General features: G+C 72.4%; 15 protein-coding genes. 8 read left to right on the top strand and 7 right to left on the bottom strand.

Features of this window, described 5'->3' with window-relative positions; all coding sequences use genetic code 11:
• From IF20_RS24810 to IF20_RS24795, 4 genes are all read left to right on the top strand, one after another.
• Complete coding sequence (locus tag IF20_RS24810; RefSeq protein ID WP_110944513.1) at nucleotides 1-1,281, top strand: MFS transporter; 1,281 nt, start codon at nucleotides 1-3, stop codon at nucleotides 1,279-1,281.
• A gap of 100 nt (nucleotides 1,282-1,381) precedes the next feature.
• Complete coding sequence (locus tag IF20_RS24805) at nucleotides 1,382-2,800, top strand: aldehyde dehydrogenase family protein (protein ID WP_052867507.1); 1,419 nt, start codon at nucleotides 1,382-1,384, stop codon at nucleotides 2,798-2,800.
• Nucleotides 2,801-2,891: 91 nt separating this feature from the next.
• Nucleotides 2,892-3,971, top strand: coding sequence for a zinc-binding dehydrogenase (locus IF20_RS24800; RefSeq protein ID WP_052867506.1), 1,080 nt, complete (start codon nucleotides 2,892-2,894; stop codon nucleotides 3,969-3,971).
• A gap of 213 nt (nucleotides 3,972-4,184) precedes the next feature.
• Entirely contained in the window at nucleotides 4,185-5,570 is a 1,386-nt protein-coding gene (locus IF20_RS24795) for an MFS transporter (RefSeq protein WP_052867505.1), read from the top strand.
• On the opposite strand, the gene IF20_RS24790 is transcribed toward IF20_RS24795, so the two are convergent.
• Together IF20_RS24790 and IF20_RS24785 are read right to left on the bottom strand one after the other, a co-directional pair.
• Entirely contained in the window at nucleotides 5,545-6,546 is a 1,002-nt protein-coding gene (locus IF20_RS24790) for an urea transporter (RefSeq protein ID WP_234426808.1), read from the bottom strand. The two genes, IF20_RS24795 and IF20_RS24790, sit on opposite strands and share 26 nt — an antisense overlap.
• Before the next feature lie 104 nt (nucleotides 6,547-6,650).
• On the bottom strand, nucleotides 6,651-7,283 hold the full coding sequence (locus IF20_RS24785) for a TetR/AcrR family transcriptional regulator (RefSeq protein WP_052867504.1): 633 nt from the start codon (nucleotides 7,281-7,283) through the stop codon (nucleotides 6,651-6,653).
• 114 nt (nucleotides 7,284-7,397) lie between these two features.
• On the opposite strand from IF20_RS24785, the gene IF20_RS24780 reads away from it, so the two are divergent.
• Both IF20_RS24780 and IF20_RS24775 read left to right on the top strand, forming a co-directional pair.
• A complete protein-coding gene (locus tag IF20_RS24780) occupies nucleotides 7,398-8,549 on the top strand; it encodes an acyl-CoA dehydrogenase family protein (protein WP_052867503.1) in 1,152 nt (383 codons plus the stop codon).
• A gap of 169 nt (nucleotides 8,550-8,718) precedes the next feature.
• Nucleotides 8,719-9,348 carry a TetR/AcrR family transcriptional regulator gene (locus IF20_RS24775; protein ID WP_052867502.1) on the top strand — a complete coding sequence of 210 codons (630 nt, stop codon included), beginning with the start codon at nucleotides 8,719-8,721 and terminating at the stop codon, nucleotides 9,346-9,348.
• A 16-nt stretch (nucleotides 9,349-9,364) separates the two neighbouring features.
• On the opposite strand, the gene IF20_RS24770 is transcribed toward IF20_RS24775, so the two are convergent.
• Nucleotides 9,365-9,826: a MaoC family dehydratase gene (locus IF20_RS24770; protein ID WP_052867501.1), complete on the bottom strand. Its 462-nt coding sequence runs from the start codon at nucleotides 9,824-9,826 to the stop codon at nucleotides 9,365-9,367.
• A 90-nt stretch (nucleotides 9,827-9,916) separates the two neighbouring features.
• Here IF20_RS24770 and soxR point away from each other — a divergent pair, with 90 nt between their 5' ends.
• Nucleotides 9,917-10,465, top strand: coding sequence for a redox-sensitive transcriptional activator SoxR (gene soxR, locus IF20_RS24765; RefSeq protein ID WP_052867500.1), 549 nt, complete (start codon nucleotides 9,917-9,919; stop codon nucleotides 10,463-10,465).
• Between the two features lie 54 nt (nucleotides 10,466-10,519).
• On the opposite strand, the gene IF20_RS24760 is transcribed toward soxR, so the two are convergent.
• The 4 genes from IF20_RS24760 to IF20_RS24750 form a co-directional block, all read right to left on the bottom strand.
• A complete protein-coding gene (locus IF20_RS24760) occupies nucleotides 10,520-10,888 on the bottom strand; it encodes a hypothetical protein (protein WP_052867499.1) in 369 nt (122 codons plus the stop codon).
• Nucleotides 10,889-11,038: 150 nt separating this feature from the next.
• Nucleotides 11,039-11,152, bottom strand: a complete 114-nt coding sequence (locus IF20_RS41045) for an MFS transporter small subunit (protein ID WP_428837693.1) — start codon at nucleotides 11,150-11,152, stop codon at nucleotides 11,039-11,041.
• Nucleotides 11,149-12,513: an L-lactate MFS transporter gene (locus tag IF20_RS24755; RefSeq protein ID WP_052867498.1), complete on the bottom strand. Its 1,365-nt coding sequence runs from the start codon at nucleotides 12,511-12,513 to the stop codon at nucleotides 11,149-11,151. Before IF20_RS24755 ends, IF20_RS41045 begins: the two co-directional genes overlap by 4 nt.
• Before the next feature lie 231 nt (nucleotides 12,514-12,744).
• Nucleotides 12,745-13,356, bottom strand: a complete 612-nt coding sequence (locus IF20_RS24750) for a hypothetical protein (protein WP_052867497.1) — start codon at nucleotides 13,354-13,356, stop codon at nucleotides 12,745-12,747.
• A gap of 210 nt (nucleotides 13,357-13,566) precedes the next feature.
• On the opposite strand from IF20_RS24750, the gene IF20_RS24745 reads away from it, so the two are divergent.
• Nucleotides 13,567-16,395 carry a penicillin acylase family protein gene (locus IF20_RS24745; RefSeq protein ID WP_052867496.1) on the top strand — a complete coding sequence of 943 codons (2,829 nt, stop codon included), beginning with the start codon at nucleotides 13,567-13,569 and terminating at the stop codon, nucleotides 16,393-16,395.
• The last annotated feature ends 19 nt before the right edge of the window (nucleotides 16,396-16,414 follow it).

The following is a 16,414-nucleotide window of genomic DNA, read 5'->3' as shown; positions in this document are numbered from 1 at the left end:
ATGAACGCTCCGACGCCCGGCAGGGGCTGGCTGCTGCGCCTCGTCCTCACCTTCGCCTTCGCGCAGACGGCGGTGAGCATGGCACGGCCCGCCGTCTCCTACCGGGCGCTCGCGCTGGGCGCCGACGAGACCGCCGTCGGCGTCATCACCGGCGTGTACGCGCTGCTGCCGCTGCTCGTCGCCGTCCCCCTCGGCCGCCGCACCGACCACGGCCGCTGCACGCCCCTGCTGGTGGCCGGCGTCGCGCTCATCACCGGCGGCTGCGCACTGAGCGGCGTGGTCGCCTCGCTGCCCGCGATGGCCGCGTGGAGCGGCGTCATGGGCCTCGGCCACCTCTGCTTCGTGATCGGCGCCCAGTCGATCGTGGCCCGGCGCAGCGCCCCCGACGAGCGCGACCGCAACTTCGGCCACTTCACCATCGGCGCCTCGCTCGGCCAGCTCATCGGCCCCATCGGCGCGGGGCTGCTGATCTCCGAGCACGACGGCGCGATGGCCCGCACGAGCGCCACCGCGCTGCTGGTCTCCGCCGCCGCGGCGGCCTGCGCCTGCACCGCCCTGTGGCGGCTGGAGCGGCGGGAACGGCGGGAACAGCGGGATGGGGCCCGCGGGGGAGGGGCGGCGGGCGCCGCCGGCGGCCGCGTACCGGTCCTCGGCATCCTGCGCACCCGTGGCGTCACCGCCGGCATCTTCATCAGCCTCTCGGTGCTCTCCGCCACCGACATCCTCACCGCCTACCTGCCGGTCGTCGGCGAGGCGCACCACATCGCGCCCGCGACCATCGGCCTGCTGCTGAGCCTGCGGGCCGCGGCGACCATCGCCTGCCGGCTGGTGATGACGCCGATGCTGCGGTTCCTGGGCCGAACCGTGCTGCTGACCACCACGTGCGCGGCGGCCGCCGTCCTGTGCGCGGCCATCGCCGCGCCGCTGCCGGTCTGGGCGCTGGCCCTCGTCCTGGCCGTACTGGGCTTCTGCCTGGGCGTCGGCCAGCCGCTGTCCATGACCACCGTCGTCCAGGCGGCGCCCGACGACGCGCGCTCCACCGCGCTCGCGCTGCGGCTCACCGGCAACCGGCTCGGCCAGGTCGCGGCGCCGGCCGGAGCCGGTCTCGCCGCCGGACTGGCGGGCGCCGCCGCGCCGTTCGTACTGCTCGGCGTGCTCCTGCTGGGCTCGGCCGCGGTCGCCCTGCGGGCGCCGAAGGAGGCGGGCGGCGCCCGGCGCAGGGCGGGCGGCGTGGCCCGGGCCGATTCGCGCGAGAGGTCCTCGGGCAGAAGCGGCGCGTGACGTGCTGCACCCCCGACGGGGGTGGCGCCCCGCAAACTAGCACCGATAGTTTGTGGGGCGCGACGCATGGCCCGCACCGAACCGCACCGGAGGACGCCAGATGAAGGCACACGACGGCATGTACATCGACGGAGCCTGGCGGGACGCGGTGGGCGACGGCACCATCGAGGTGCGCAACCCCGCCGACGAGCAGGTGATCGCCACCGTTCCGGCCGGTACCGCCGCCGACATCGACGCCGCCGTACGCGCGGCACGCGCCGCACTGCCCGGCTGGCGCGCCACCGCCCCCGCCGAGCGCGCCGCGAAGCTCGCCGCGCTGGTCGAGCAGCTCAAGGCGCACGCCGAGGAGATCGCCGAGACCATCACCGCCGAGCTGGGCTCGCCGAAGGCGTTCGCCGCGAACGTGCAGACCGGCATGCCGATCGCGGTCACCGCCTCGTACGCCCAACTCGCCGCCGAGCACGCCTTCGAGGAGCAGCTCGGCACCTCCACCGTGCTGCACGAGCCGGTCGGCGTCGTCGGCGCGATCACCCCGTGGAACTACCCGCTGCACCAGATCACCAACAAGGTCGCCCCGGCGCTCGCCGCCGGCTGCACCGTCGTCCTCAAGCCCGCCGAGGACACCCCGCTCACCGCGCAGCTCTTCGCCGAGTGCGTGGACGCGGCCGGCATCCCCGCGGGCGTCTTCAACCTCGTCACCGGCCTCGGCACGGTCGCCGGCCAGGCGCTGGCCGAGCACGAGGGCGTGGACCTGGTCTCCTTCACCGGCTCCACCGCGGTCGGCAGGAAGATCGGCGCGATCGCCGGCGGCGCGGTCAAGCGGGTGGCCCTGGAACTGGGCGGCAAGTCCGCCAACGTCATCCTGCCCGGCGCGGACCTCGCCAAGGCGGTGAAGGTCAACGTCGCCGACGTGATCCGCAACTCCGGCCAGTCCTGCAACGCGCTGACCCGCATGCTGGTCCACGAGGACCAGTACGAGGAGGCCGTGCGGCTGGCCGCCGAGCTCGTCGCCAAGTACACGCCAGGCGACCCCGAGGACGACGCGAGCCGCCTCGGCCCGGTCGTCAACGAGAAGCAGCGCGACCGGGTGCGCGGCTTCATCACCAAGGGCCAGGAGGAGGGCGCGCGGCTGGTCGCCGGCGGCGCCGAGGCCCCCGAGGGGCTGGAGAGCGGCTACTACGTCCGGCCCACCGTCTTCGCCGACGTGACCCCGGACATGACCATCGCGCAAGAGGAGATCTTCGGCCCGGTCATCTCGATCCTGAAGTACCGGGACGAGGACGAGGCCGTGGAGATCGCCAACGGCACGGTCTACGGCCTGGCGGGCGGCGTCTGGGCGAAGGACCAGGAGACCGCGGTGGCCTTCGCGAAGAAGCTGGACACCGGCCAGGTCGACATCAACGGCGGCCGCTTCAACCTCCTCGCGCCCTTCGGCGGGTACAAGCAGTCCGGCGTCGGCCGCGAACTGGGCCCGCACGGCCTGACCGAGTACCTGCAGACCAAGTCGCTCCAGCTCTGACCGGACCGGGGCGCCGGCCGGGCCGGCGCCCCGCCCCCCCGCCACCGCAGTTCCCGCCCGTACTCCGCCTCCCCACCGAGGAGACCGCACCGTGGTCCGCGCTGCCGTACTGCCCGCCGTCAACGCCCCGCTGGAGATCGCCGAGATCCAGCTGCCCGACCCCGGACCCGGCCAGGTCCGGGTCAAGCTCGCCGCGGCCGGGGTCTGCCACTCCGACCTGTCGCTGTCCAACGGCACCCTCAAGCAGCCCGTCCCCGCGGTGCTCGGCCACGAGGGGGCCGGCACCGTCACGGCCGTCGGCGACGGCGTCACCCACCTCGCGCCCGGTGACCCGGTCGTCCTCAACTGGGCGCCGTCCTGCGGCGACTGCCACTTCTGCGGCCTGGGCGAGGTGTGGCTGTGCGCCAACTCGGCAGCGGCGGCCGCGAAGCCGTACGCCACCCGGGCGGACGGCAGCGAGCTGTACCCGGGCCTCGGTACGGCCGTGTTCGCCGAGGAGACGGTGGTCGCGGCGAACGCCGCGCTGCCGCTGCCGGCAGGCGTGCCGCTCACCGAGGCAGCCCTCCTCGGCTGCGCGGTCCTCACCGGCTGGGGCGCGGTCCACCACTCCGCGCAGGTCCGCGCGGGGGAGTCGGTCGTCGTCTTCGGCGTCGGCGGCGTGGGCCTGGCGACCCTGCAGGCCGCGCGGATCGCGGGCGCGGGCCCGATCGTCGCCGTCGACGTCTCCCCGGCGAAGGAGGAGCTGGCGCGCGCGGCGGGCGCCACCGACTTCCTGGTGGCGGCGGACGACACGGCGAAGTCGATCCGCAAGCTCACCGGCGGGATCGGCGCCGACGTGGCCCTCGAATGCGTGGGCCGCGCCGACACGATCCGCACGGCCTGGTCCTCGACCCGCCGTGGCGGCCGCACGACCGTCGTCGGCGTCGGCGGCCAGGACCAGCAGGTCACCTTCTCCGCGCTGGAGCTCTTCTACTTCGGCCGCACCCTCGCCGGCTGCGTCTACGGCAACAGCGACCCGGCCAAGGACCTGCCCGTCATCGCCGAACACGTACGCAGCGGCGCCCTGGATCTCTCCGGGCTGGTCACCGAGCGGATCGGCCTGGAGGGCATCCCGGCCGCCTTCGACGCCATGCTCGCGGGCAAGGGAGGCCGCGCCCTGATCGTCTTCTGATGAGCTGACGCGATCCGCCGGACCCCCGGGAGCGAGCCGCCCCGGGGGCCTTCGGGCTGCCCGGAAACGGTCGCTGAGCTGGGCAAAGGGCCCACCATGCCGGCGTAAAAACTCCTGTTGCGCGGACCGTTGACCCCGTACCAGCCGGTCGGTACGGTCACCCGCAATCACGGCGCCGCCCCCCGTTCCCCGCACCCCTCGGAGCGTGCACGCATGGACACGGCCTCCTCCGCCGCACCCGGCACCACCCCCACTCCCACCGCCCGGCACCGCCGCAAGGTGGCCACGGCGGCCGCCCTGGCGTCCGCCGTCGAGTGGTACGACTACTTCGTCTTCGGCATCGCCGCGGCCCTCGTCCTGGGCCACGCCTTCTTCCCCTCCGGCAGCCAGGTCGCCGGCGTGCTCGCCGCGTTCGCGACCTTCGCCGTCGGCTTCCTCGCCAGACCCATCGGCGGCGTGATCGCCGGCCAGCTCGGCGACAAGCGCGGCCGCAAGCCGATGCTCGTCCTCGCGCTGACCCTGATGGGCCTCGCCACGACGGGCATCGGCCTGCTGCCCACGTACGACACGATCGGTATCGCCGCGCCGATCCTGCTGGTGACGCTGCGCATCGTGCAGGGCATCGCGGTCGGCGCCCAGTGGGGCGGTGCGATGCTGATGGCGACCGAGTACGCCCCCGAGGGCAAGCGCGGGCTGTACGGCTCGCTGGTGCAGCTCGGCGTGCCGATCGGCGTGGTGACCGCCAACACCGTCTTCCTGGTGGCCGGCGCGGTCGTCGGGGACGAGGCGTTCGCCACCTGGGGCTGGCGGCTCCCCTTCTTCGTCGGCATCCTCGTCCTGATCCTCGCCTGGTACATCCACACCCGCGTCGAGGAGACCCCCGAATTCCGGGCGGCGGAACGGCAGCTGGCCGCCGCCGAGAAGGAGGTCGGCGACCGGCGGTCGCCGCTGCGCTCCGTCCTCCGCCACCACCTCGGCACGGTCCTGCTGGCCGGCGGCTCCTTCGCCGTGAACACCGCGACCTTCTACATCCTGATCACCGGCGTACTGGACTACGCGACCCGCGAACTGGCCATGCAGCGCACGGCCGTCCTGACCGTCTCACTGCTGGTCAGCCTCACCCAGCTCGCCCTGATCCCGGCCGCGGCGGCGCTCTCGGACCGGGTCGGCCGGCTGCGGATCTACACGCTCGGCGCGGTCGGACTGCTGGTCTGGGCGATACCGATGTTCCTGCTCATCGACACCGCCTCGCTGGTGTGGCTGGCCGTCGGCACGTTCGTCACCAGCTGCTTCCTGAGCATCATGTACGGGCCGCAGGCCGCGCTGTTCGCCGAGCTCTTCTCGGCGGAGATGCGCTACACCGGGGCCTCGCTGGGCTACCAGATCAGCGCCGTCCTGGGCGGCGGCCTCGCGCCGTTCCTGATGGTGCTGCTGCTGGAGGCGAGCGGCACCTCGATGGCGGTGTCCGGCTACATCATGCTGCTCTCCGTGGTCGCGCTGGGCTCCATCGCGGTCCTGGCCAAGCGTGCCCGGCGGGCGGCCGCCGAGGGAACGCCCGCCGCCGCGGCCCCGGCTACGCGGCCGCGGCCGGCGGAGTAGCGCGCTCCGCCGGGACGAGGTCCGGTGCGCCGGCCTTCCGCAGGCGGGGGAAGGCCGGTACCGCCACCAGGAACGCCAGCGTGGTCAGCACGAACGGCCAGGTGAAGGTGTGGCCGCCGGACGGCGCGAAGAGCGCGGCGGCCGCCGAGGTCAGGATGGTCGCGGCGGCCGCACCGGTCACCGCGTACGCCAGCGACCAGCCGCCCGTGGCGAGGAACACCCCGCCCAGCGCCATCGTGACGAGCACCGCGTTGTACCCCATCCCGCCGTCGGCGATCTGCGTGGCCGGCGCGCCGAGCAGCCAGCTCGCCACGATGCCGACCGCGCTGCCCAGGCAGGCCAGCGCGCCCAGCCGGCGGTCGGCGACGAAGATGCCGAGGAGGAAGAGCGCGCCGACGTACCACTGGGGCATGAAGAAGATCTGGGCGACGTTCGCGAAGAAGGCGTGCCAGAGGTCGGTCCAGGTGAGCGCGGTGCGGCCGGCCGCCGGGCGGGCGAGCGCGGCGAGCCCGGCGCCGTGGTGCCAGGCGTGGGTGAAGCCGGGCGCCGCGATGGTCATGGCGCTGGCGGTGAGGCAGTACGGCAGGGTCAGCGTGGGCAGGCGCCAGGGCCGCAGCAGGGCGCCGACGGCTCCGGTGAGCACGGTGACGACCACGCAGCCGCCCGCCGCCAGCAGCGCGGTCGAGAGGTGGTCCGCCCCCAGGAACGCGGCGAAACCCACCGCCACCAGGCAGGAGTTGAAACCCTCCAGGCCCGTGGTGACCCGGTCGCGGGCCACGCCGAGCGTTTGCGCCGTGGCGGTGCCCAGCGCGGTGCCGCACAGCCCGTAGACGCCGTACTCCCAGCCCGCCGCGCAGAGCGCGACGGTGAAGACGAGGCCGGCCGGCGCGCTGGGCAGGAAGTCGACCTGCGCCTGGCCGCGCAGTACCCGCAGCAGGAAGACGAAGGACCGGCGGTCCGGTATCGGCTGCTGCACGTGGGTTCTCCTGTCGCGCGCGGTACGTCACGGGCGGACCGGATATTACATGGGTGTTACATGTAGATGACAGGGGAGGGTTGTTCTCACCGGGGTGCGTGCGGTCAGGAAGCCGGCTGGAACTGCAGCGCGAGGCCGTCGACCAGTGCCTGCAGCCCGGACTCGAAGGCGCCCTCGTCCACCTGCTGCTGGTGCTCGGCGAGCAGGTGGGCCTGGCCGAGGTGGGGGTAGTCGGCCGGGTCGTACGCGGCCGCGTCGTCGACGAAGCCGCGCGCGAAGGAGCCCAGCGCGGAGCCCGCGACGAAGTACCGCACCATCGCGCAGACCTTGGTGGCCTGCGCGGGCGGCCAGCCGGCCTCGACCATGCCGCCGAACGCCGCGTCGGCCATCTTCAGACCCGCCGGGCGGCGGCCCGGGCCCTGGGCGAGGAACGGCACGAAGTTCGGGTGCGCGGCGAGCGCCGCGCGGTAGGAGCGGGCCCACTCCAGCAGGCCGCGCCGCCAGTCCCGGTCCGGGCCGAATCCGGAGACGTCGACCTTGGCGATCACCATGTCCGCCGCCGCGTCCAGGATCTCGTCCTTGGTCGTGAAGTGGTTGTAGAGCGAGGGACCGCTCACCCCCAGCTCGGCGGCGAGCCGCCGGGTGGACAGCGCCTGCAGGCCTTCCTCGTCGATGAGTGCGAGGGCCGCCGTGACGATGCGCTCACGGTTCAGCAGGGGCTTGCGGGGTCGGGCCATGGCGCACATAGTAGAGGCTGCCGCGAAAAACTAGCAGTGTTAATTAAGGCGTGGACGTCCGCCGGGGCGTCGCCGCCGTCGCCCCCACTGCCACCGTTCAGAGGAAGACGCATCATGAACCTCGAACTCACCGAGGAGCAGGCCGCCGTCCGGCAGCTCGCCAAGGACTTCGTCGACCGCGAGGTCGCCCCGCACGCGACGGAGTGGGACCGGGCCGAACAGGTCGACCGCGCGATCGTGAAGACCATGGGCGAGCTGGGCTTCCTCGGCCTGACCATCCCCGAGGAGTACGGCGGTTCCGGCGGCGACCACTTCGCGTACGCCCTGGTCACCGAGGAGCTGGGGCGTGGCGACTCCGCCGTGCGCGGCATCGTCTCCGTCTCGCTCGGCCTGGTGGCGAAGTCCATCGCCGCCTGGGGGAGCGAGGAGCAGAAGCAGCAGTGGCTGCCCCGGCTCACCTCCGGTGACGCGATCGGCTGCTTCGGCCTCACCGAGCCCGGCACCGGCTCCGACGCGGGCAACCTCACCACCAAGGCCGTCCGGGACGGCGCGGACTGGGTCATCAGCGGCACCAAGATGTTCATCACCAACGGCACCTGGGCCGACGTGGTGCTCCTCTTCGCCCGCACCGGCGCCGAACCCGGCCACAAGGGCGTCAGCGCCTTCCTCGTCCCCACCGACACCCCCGGCCTGTCCCGCCGGGAGATCCACGGCAAGCTGGGCCTGCGCGGCCAGGCCACCGCCGAGCTGGTCCTGGAGGACGTCCGGGTGCCGGCCTCCGCGATGATCGCCCCCGAGGGCAAGGGCTTCTCGGTCGCCATGTCCGCGCTGGCCAAGGGCCGGATGTCGGTCGCCGCCGGCTGTGTGGGCATCGCCCAGGCGGCGCTGGACGCGGCGGTCGGTTACGCCGGCGAGCGCGACCAGTTCGGCAAGACCATCGCCCACCACCAGCTCGTCCAGGAGCTGCTCGCCGACATCGCGCTGGACGTGGCCGCGGCCCGGCTGCTGACCTGGCGCGTCGCCGACCTCATCGACCGCGGCGAGCCGTTCGTCACCGAGGCGTCCAAGGCCAAGCTGTTCGCCTCCGAGGCCGCGGTGCGCTGCGCCAACAACGCCCTGCAGGTCTTCGGCGGGTACGGCTACATCGACGAGTACCCGGTCGGCAAGCTGCTGCGCGACGCCCGCGTGATGACGCTCTACGAGGGCACCAGCCAGATCCAGAAGCTGCTGATCGGGCGCGCGCTGACGGGCGTCTCCGCCTTCTGAGCGGCGGGTCGCGTACGGTACGTACCCGAGCGGCAGGGCCCGGCCCGGTCAGCCGTGACCGCGCCGGGCCCCGCGCATGCTAAGCGCTTGCTCAGTCGTGGCGGTATGGTGTTCGATCTGATGGCCCGCCCCGGACGGACCGTGGCGGACGGCGGGATCGGAGTGCGCGATGGGTGCGGAGGCGGAGCGGACGGACCAGGTCGCCGAGGAGTGGGCCGGAGTGGCTCCGGACGCCGCCCAGCGGCTGGTGGGGGCCGCCGTCGAGGCGTTCGCCGAGCGCGGCTACCACGCCACGACCACCCGTGACATCGCCGGGCGGGCCGGCATGAGCCCGGCCGCGCTCTACATCCACTACAAGACCAAGGAAGAGCTGCTCTACCGCATCAGCGTCACGGGCCACGAACGGGCGCTGAAGATCATGTCGGCCGCGGCCGAAGCCGAGGGCACCGCCGCCGACCGGCTCTGCCGCGCGGTGCGCGCCTTCGCCAGCTGGCACGCCGAGCGGCACACGACCGCGCGCATCATCCAGTACGAGCTGAAGGCGCTCGGCGAGGAGCACTACGCCGAGATCGCCGACCTGCGGCGCCGGACCGACCGGCTGCTGCGGGAGATCATCCAGGACGGCACGGACGCCGGGGAGTTCTCCGTACGGGACGTGCCCGGCACGACGCTGGCGGTGCTCTCGCTCTGCGTGGACGTCGCGCGGTGGTTCACCGCGGACGGCAAGCGCACGCCCGACCAGGTCGGCGAGCTCTACGCCGACCTGGTGCTGGGCATGGTGGGCGCGCGCCGCCCGTGAGGTCGCTACGCGGCCCTCAGAGGTAGAAGCGGCTGACCGACTCCGCGACGCAGGCCGGCTTGTCGCCGCCCTCGCGCTCCACGGTCACCACCGTGGTGAGCTGCACGCCGCCCGCCACCTCGGCCACCTCGGCGATCTTCGCCGTGGCGCGCACCCGCGAGCCGACCGGCACGGGGGAGGGGAAGCGCACCTTGTTCGTGCCGTAGTTGATGCCCATCTTGACGTTGTCGACGCGCATCAGCTGCGGGACCAGCGCGGGCAGCAGCGACAGGGTGAGGTAGCCGTGCGCGATCGTGGTGCCGAACGGACCGGCCTTGGCCTTCTCCTGGTCGACGTGGATCCACTGGTGGTCGCCGGTGGCGTCGGCGAACAGGTCGATCCGCTTCTGGTCGACCTCCAGCCAGTCGCTCGGGCCGAGCTCCTCGCCGACCGCGCCACGCAGTTCGTCCAGCGAACCGAACACTCGGGGGTCTGCCATGTCCGTATGCCTCCTCATCGACTAAGCGCTTGCTCAGCTTGCTGTGCGGACGCTCCGCTGTCAACGGACCTGCCGGTTAGGCTGACGGACGTGCCCCAGCTATCCCGTAAAGTCCACGAGCTCACCGTCGGCCAGCTCGCCGCGCGCAGCGGTGCCGCGGTCTCCGCCCTGCACTTCTACGAGTCCAAGGGCCTGATCAGCAGCACCCGCACCGCGGGCAACCAGCGTCGGTTCACCCGCGACACGCTGCGCCGGGTCGCCTTCGTACGGGCCGCGCAGCGCGTCGGCATCCCGCTCGCCGTCATCCGCGACGCGCTCGCCGAGCTGCCGGAGGAGCGCACCCCCAACCGCGAGGACTGGGCCCGGCTCTCCGAGGTCTGGCGCGCCGAGCTGGACGAGCGCATCGGCCAGCTCCTGGAGCTGCGCGACAAGTTGACCGACTGCATCGGCTGCGGCTGCCTCTCCCTGGAGAAGTGCGCGCTGTCCAACCCGTACGACGAACTGGGTGAGCAGGGGCCGGGCGCGCGTCGGCTGCGCGTGGACCGCGGCGCGCGGGACGAGCCGGGGGAGGCCCGCGGGGTCACGGTCGGTGGCCCGGCGGGGAGTGCGGCACGCGAGCCGTGCGGAGGCGACGCCTGACACACGTGCGCCCGGGGCCGCAGCGCTCGCTGCGGCCCCGGGCGCGGGTGTGCGTCATGCCTTGCCGTGCGCCGTCGCGGTGCACTCGTTGTCCACTGCGTTCCAGTAGCACAGTCGCAGGGTGATGTCGCGACCCTCCGCGATGTTGATGTGCTTCTCGACGTGATCGTTCTTGCCGCCGCGTGCTTCGAGGGTGTACGTCTTGCCCGAGTTGAGCATCAGCTCGCCCTCGATCGCATAGCCGTCGGCCTTGTAGTCGGAGACGGAGAACGTGTCGGAGCCGTCGTACCAGTACACCCCTCCGCCGGAGATCCGGATGGAGGCGGGGGTGCCCGCGGAAGCGGTGGCGGCGCTCATGCCGACCATGGTCAGTGCGGCCGTTCCGGCGACGGCCAGGTGGGCGGCTGTCCTGCTGAACTTCATGCTGGCCTTTCGGTGCTGTGCCGGTTTTCATCGATCACTCAAGGCCGCGCGCCGAGTGTGGGGGGCGGCCGGGAACCATGCTTCCGTCCCGTGATCGGCACCTGTCAAGCGACTTCGGGAAAAGCCGTGTTGGGGCGGTGGGGGCGTGCCTCAGCCCGTGAAGAGCTGCTTCATCTTGAGCCCCAGCTCGTACAGCCCGTAGGCGAAGGGCAGTCCGACCCACAGCCAGACGAGAGCGAGCAGGGCGCGGCGGGCGCTGGTCACGGGGCGGCTCCTTCTTGCCGTGCGTCGTGGCCGGGCGGCTCGGCCGGCTCGTGGTGGCGCGGATGCACCGGACGGATCAGCTCGTTGGCGACGAAGCCGACCACGAGCAGGCCGATCATGATGAAGAACGACGTGGTGTAGAGGTCGGGTCCGCTGCGCCCGGCGGCGTGCTGGGAGTCCGCGATGGCGTTGACGATCAGCGGGCCGAGGACGCCGGCGGTGGACCAGGCGGTGAGCAGCCGGCCGTGGATCGCGCCGACCTGGTAGGTGCCGAAGAGGTCCTTCAGGTACGCCGGGGCGGTGGAGAAGCCGCCGCCGTAGAAGGACAGGATGACCGCGGCGCAGGCCACGAAGAGCGGCTTGGACGCGTCGCCGGTCGTGGCCAGGACGAGGTAGAGCAGGGCGCCCACGCCGAGGTAGAGGCGGTAGATGTTCTTCCGGCCGACCAGGTCGGAGGTGGTGGACCAGGCGAACCGGCCGAGCATGTTGGCGAGCGAGAGCAGGCCGACGAAGCCGGCTGCCGCGGCCGCGCTCACCGGCGTCGCGGTGTCGGCGAAGGAGTCCGCGATCATCGGGGCGGCCTTCTCCAGGATGCCGATGCCGGCCGTGACGTTCATGCAGAGGATGACCCACAGGCACCAGAACTGCGGGGTGCGCAGCGCGTTGCGGGCGGAGACCTGCGCGGTGGTGACCAGGGCGCGCGGTGCGCTTCCCGCGGGCGCGGCGCCCGGGGGCCGCCAGCCGTCCGGCGGTACGCGGATGAGCAGCACGCCCAGTGACATGAAGACCGCGTACACCAGCCCCATCACCAGGAACGTCTGCGCGATGCCGGCGGAGTCGGTGCCCAGCGCGTCCAGCAGTCCGCTGGACCAGGGGGAGGCGATCAGCGCGCCGCCGCCGAAGCCCATGATGGCGATGCCGGTGGCCATGCCGGGGCGGTCCGGGAACCACTTGATGAGGGTGGAGACGGGGGAGATGTAGCCGATGCCCAGGCCGATGCCGCCGATGAAGCCGTAGCCGAGGACGACGAGCCAGTACTGACCGGTGGCGGCGCCGAGCGCGGAGACGAGGAAGCCGGAGCAGAAGCAGACGGTGGAGACGAGCATGGCCCAGCGCGGTCCGCGGCGTTCGACGAGCGTGCCGCCGAAGGCGGCCGAGAGGCCGAGCATCACGATGGCGAGCTGGAAGGGGAGCGCGGAGGCGGTGCCGGAGAGGTCGAGCGAGGATTCCAGGGGCGGTTTGAACACACTCCAGGCGTAGGCCTGTCCGATGGCGAGGTGGATGGCGAGCGCGGCCGGCGGTACGAGCCAGCGGCTCCAGCCCGGCGGGGCGACGGTGGCGGAACGGGCGAGCGCGAGCATGCTCGCGAACGTAGTGCCGCGCGATGAGCCAGGGGAAGATCTCGTCAAAGACTCAACCAAAAATGCCCGGCTGCGCGGCGGGAAACGGCACCGGCGGGTCCCCCGTGCCCGGTACGGCCGTTCCTGCCCCGGCCTTCGGGTCCCCCGTCCCGAAAGCGGTACCGGTGTGTCCCGCGTGGTGGTCCGTGCGAGGGCGCGCGGCCCTGTCGGCGGCAGCGGCGGGCGCGCCGCTCAGGCGGCCGCGAACGCGCGCTCCGTGCGGGCCCGGCGGGCCGCGGAGAGCGTCGCCGCCGTGAGCACCGCGGCCGGGGTGACCACGCCGCACTCCTGACAGACCGGTCCGGCCATCGGGCGCTCGGCGTCGGTCTGCCAGACGAAGCGGTGGCCGCCGCACACCGGGCAGTCCGTACGCGGGCGGCCCGACTCCATGGCGGCGATCACCCGGCTCAGCACGTCCGCCAGGCGCGCCGTGGGGTGCCGGTCCGGCGATTCGCACGGCACGATGTCGCACCCTCCCCAGGTGCGCAGGTGCCATTCGTGCAGGGCACCCGGTTGCCGGATGCCGTCGTGCTTCTCGCGCCGCCTGCGGGCGGCGAAGTCTGCTTCGTAAGCGAGCCAGAGGTTACGCGCTTCCTCCAGTTCCGCCAGGGCGGCCATGAGCCGGCCCGGGTCGGGGTTGCGGTCCTGCGTCCCGATGCCTGCGCGGGTGCACAGGTGGTGCCAGGTCGCGCGGTGCCCGTAGGGGGCGAAGCGCTCCAGGCACTTGCGCAGTGCTGTCCGCCGCTGGGTCGCGACGAGACGGGGGTTGCGGACCTGTTCGGCGAGAGCTCTGAAACCGGCCAATTCATCCCACCTCCGTGGGGAGGACCCGACTGGACATGGAATGGACGTAGCGGACCGCCGTCCGGATCCATCGAACTGCTGTGCCCATCCGGGTTGTTGGTCATGTGCCGTAAGGGGCGGGTGGGTTGAAGGAAAGTTGACTGTTGTTCATCTTCCGTCGCGCTTTTACCGCCGGTAACCTCCAGCGCACCCGCCTCCCAAGGAGCAGGAATGCGACGACGTACCGGAAGGCGCGCCGCTGTCACCCTGGCAGCCGTGTGCGCCCTGGGTGCCAGCGCCCTGGCGCCCCTCCCCGCCGCGGCGGCCGCCGCCGACGACCCCGCCCCCGACCCCGCCGACCACTGCCAGGGCCAGTGCGCCGACATCCTGCCGCCCGGCGAGAACGGCAACGCGACCCTCGCCGAGATCCTCGGCAACAAGGCCTTCGGCACCCACCCCGCGCACTCCTCCGACCAGCTCGGCCCCTACGCCGCACTGAACGGCGGCTACCAGTCGCTCACCGACGACACCCTCGAGAACTTCTTCAACGACGCCTCCTTCGGCGTCCCCGCCGACCAGGTCGACAAGGTCACCCGGCCGCGCGACGACGTGACGATCACCCGCGACAAGAAGACCGGGGTGCCGCACATCAAGGGCACCACCCGCTACGGCACCGAGTACGGCGCGGGCTACGCCGCCGGCCAGGACCGGCTGTGGCTGATGGACCTCTTCCGGCACATCGGCCGCGGCGAACTGACCTCCTTCGCCGGCGGCGCGCTCGCCAACCAGGGCCTGGAGCAGGAGTTCTGGCCCAAGGCCCCGTACACCGAGCAGGACCTCCAGGACCAGGTCGACGCGATCCGCAAGAACAACGGCGCCCGCGGCGAGCAGGCCATGGCCGACGCGCAGGCGTACGTCGACGGCATCAACGCCTACCGCGAGCAGTCCAAGAAGGGCCGCTACTTCCCCGGCGAGTACGTCCTCACCGGACATGTGGACGCGATCACCAACAAGGGCGAGATCGCCCCCTTCAAGCTCACCGACCTCATCGCCCTCGCGTCCGTCGTCGGCGGGCTGTTCGGCAACGGGGGCGGCGGCGAGGTGCAACAGGCCCTCGCGCTGCGCTCGGCCCAGCAGAAGTACGGCGTCGAGAAGGGCACCGAGGTCTGGGAGTCCTTCCGGGAGCGCAACGACCCCGAGGCCGCGATGACGCTCCACGACGGCCAGTCCTTCCCGTACGCGACGAAGCCCGAGCACGCGAAGGGCACCGCGCTGCCGGACGACGGCTCGGTCACCGCCGAACCACTCGTGTACGACCGGAAGGGCGCGGCCACCGCCAAGAGCGACCCGCCGCAGGCCGATGTGAAGACCCCGAAGAAGCTCAAGCCCCTCAAGGGCGTCTTCCAGGACGGCGTACTCCCCAAGGGCAGCTTCGACGACACTCGGCACCGCGGCATGTCCAACGCCCTGCTGGTCTCCGGCAAGCACACCGCCTCCGGCCACCCGGTCGCCGTCTTCGGCCCGCAGACCGGCTACTTCGCGCCGCAGCTGCTGATGCTCCAGGAGATCCAGGGACCCGGCATCAGCGCCCGCGGCGCCTCCTTCGCGGGCGTCGGCATGTACGTGCAGCTCGGCCGCGGCCAGGACTACGCCTGGAGCGCCACCTCCGCGAGCCAGGACATCACCGACACCTACGCCGTCGAGCTGTGCAACGCGGACGGCTCCGCGCCCACCAAGGACTCCACGGGCTACCGCAAGGACGGCCGCTGCGTCCCGATGGAGAAGCTGGAGCGCACCAACTCCTGGCAGCCGACCGTCGCCGACCCCACGGCCGCCGGTTCCTACCGGATGCAGGTGTACCGCACCGACTTCGGCGTCGTGACGCACCGCGCGACCATCGACGGCAAGCCCGTCGCCTACACCTCGCAACGCTCCACCTACCGCCACGAGGCCGACTCCATCATCGGCTTCCAGATGTTCAACGACCCGTCCTACGTCAAGGACGCCAGGTCCTTCCAGCAGGCCGCCCAGCACATCGGCTACGCCTTCAACTGGTTCTACGCCGACTCCAAGGACATCGCCTACTACAACAGCGGCCTGAACCCCGTCCGCAACCCGGACGTCGACCCGTCCCTCCCGGTACGTGCCGAGAAGGCCTACGAGTGGCAGGACTGGGATCCGAAGGCCAACACCTCGGCGCTCACCCCGGCAGCGCAGCACCCGCAGTCGGTCGGCCAGGACTACTACATCTCCTGGAACAACAAGCAGGCCGCGGACTACGACTCGGCCGGCTTCGGCAACGGCTCCGTGCACCGCGGCAACCTGCTCGACGACCGCGTCAAGGAGCTGGTGAAGGACGGCGGGGTCACCCGCGCCGCCCTGACCCGCGCGATGAGCGAGGCCGCCGTCACCGACCTGCGCGGCGAGGACGTGCTGCCGGAGCTGCTGAAGGTGCTGCGCGCCGCGCCGGTCGCGGACCCGAAGGTGAAGACCGCGGTCCAGCAGCTGGAGGCCTGGCGGAAGGACGGGGTGCAGCGCCGCGAGACCACCCCCGGGTCGAAGACGTACGCCCACTCCGACGCCGTACGGATCATGGACGCCTGGTGGCCGCTCATGATCGAGAAGGTGTTCCGGCCGGGGCTCGGTGACGACCTCTACGACGCGCTGAAATCCAATATCGCCATCGACGAGTCGCCCTCGGCCGGGCACGGCCCGACCGGCGCCCACGCCGGCTCCGCCTTCCAGTACGGCTGGTGGTCCTACGCCGACAAGGACCTGCGCGCCGTGCTCGGCGAAAAGGTCAGCGGCGGACTGGCCGAGCGGTACTGCGGCAACGGCGACCTGAGCGCCTGCCACGACACCGTCGTCGGCACGCTGCGCGAGGCCGCTGCGAAGACCTCCGAGCAGGTCTACCCCGGCGACGACTCCTGCAAGGCCGGCGACCAGTGGTGCTCCGACGCGATCATCCAGCGCGCGGTCGGCGGCCTCACGCACGACCCCATCAGCTGGCAGAACCGACCCACCTACCAGCAGGTGGTGGAGTTCCCGAGCCACCGCTAGGCGGCCCGGGGCAGCGGCG

Source organism: Streptomyces niger (genome assembly GCF_000718305.1).
In the GTDB taxonomy this organism is placed as follows: Bacteria; Actinomycetota; Actinomycetes; order Streptomycetales; family Streptomycetaceae; genus Streptomyces; species Streptomyces niger.
This window is presented reverse-complemented; position numbering and strand designations above follow the sequence as displayed.

What these genes read in the sequence shown, in the direction of transcription:
- IF20_RS24810 (WP_110944513.1), top strand. Translation starts at nt 1, where the DNA reads ATGAACGCTCCGACGCCCGGCAGGGGCTGGCTGCTGCGCCTCGTCCTC.
- IF20_RS24805 (WP_052867507.1), top strand. Translation starts at nt 1,382, where the DNA reads ATGAAGGCACACGACGGCATGTACATCGACGGAGCCTGGCGGGACGCG.
- IF20_RS24795 (WP_052867505.1), top strand. Translation starts at nt 4,185, where the DNA reads ATGGACACGGCCTCCTCCGCCGCACCCGGCACCACCCCCACTCCCACC.
- IF20_RS24785 (WP_052867504.1), bottom strand. Translation starts at nt 7,283, where the DNA reads ATGGCCCGACCCCGCAAGCCCCTGCTGAACCGTGAGCGCATCGTCACG.
- IF20_RS24780 (WP_052867503.1), top strand. Translation starts at nt 7,398, where the DNA reads ATGAACCTCGAACTCACCGAGGAGCAGGCCGCCGTCCGGCAGCTCGCC.
- IF20_RS24775 (WP_052867502.1), top strand. Translation starts at nt 8,719, where the DNA reads ATGGGTGCGGAGGCGGAGCGGACGGACCAGGTCGCCGAGGAGTGGGCC.
- IF20_RS24770 (WP_052867501.1), bottom strand. Translation starts at nt 9,826, where the DNA reads ATGGCAGACCCCCGAGTGTTCGGTTCGCTGGACGAACTGCGTGGCGCG.
- IF20_RS24760 (WP_052867499.1), bottom strand. Translation starts at nt 10,888, where the DNA reads ATGAAGTTCAGCAGGACAGCCGCCCACCTGGCCGTCGCCGGAACGGCC.
- IF20_RS24755 (WP_052867498.1), bottom strand. Translation starts at nt 12,513, where the DNA reads ATGCTCGCGCTCGCCCGTTCCGCCACCGTCGCCCCGCCGGGCTGGAGC.
- IF20_RS24745 (WP_052867496.1), top strand. Translation starts at nt 13,567, where the DNA reads ATGCGACGACGTACCGGAAGGCGCGCCGCTGTCACCCTGGCAGCCGTG.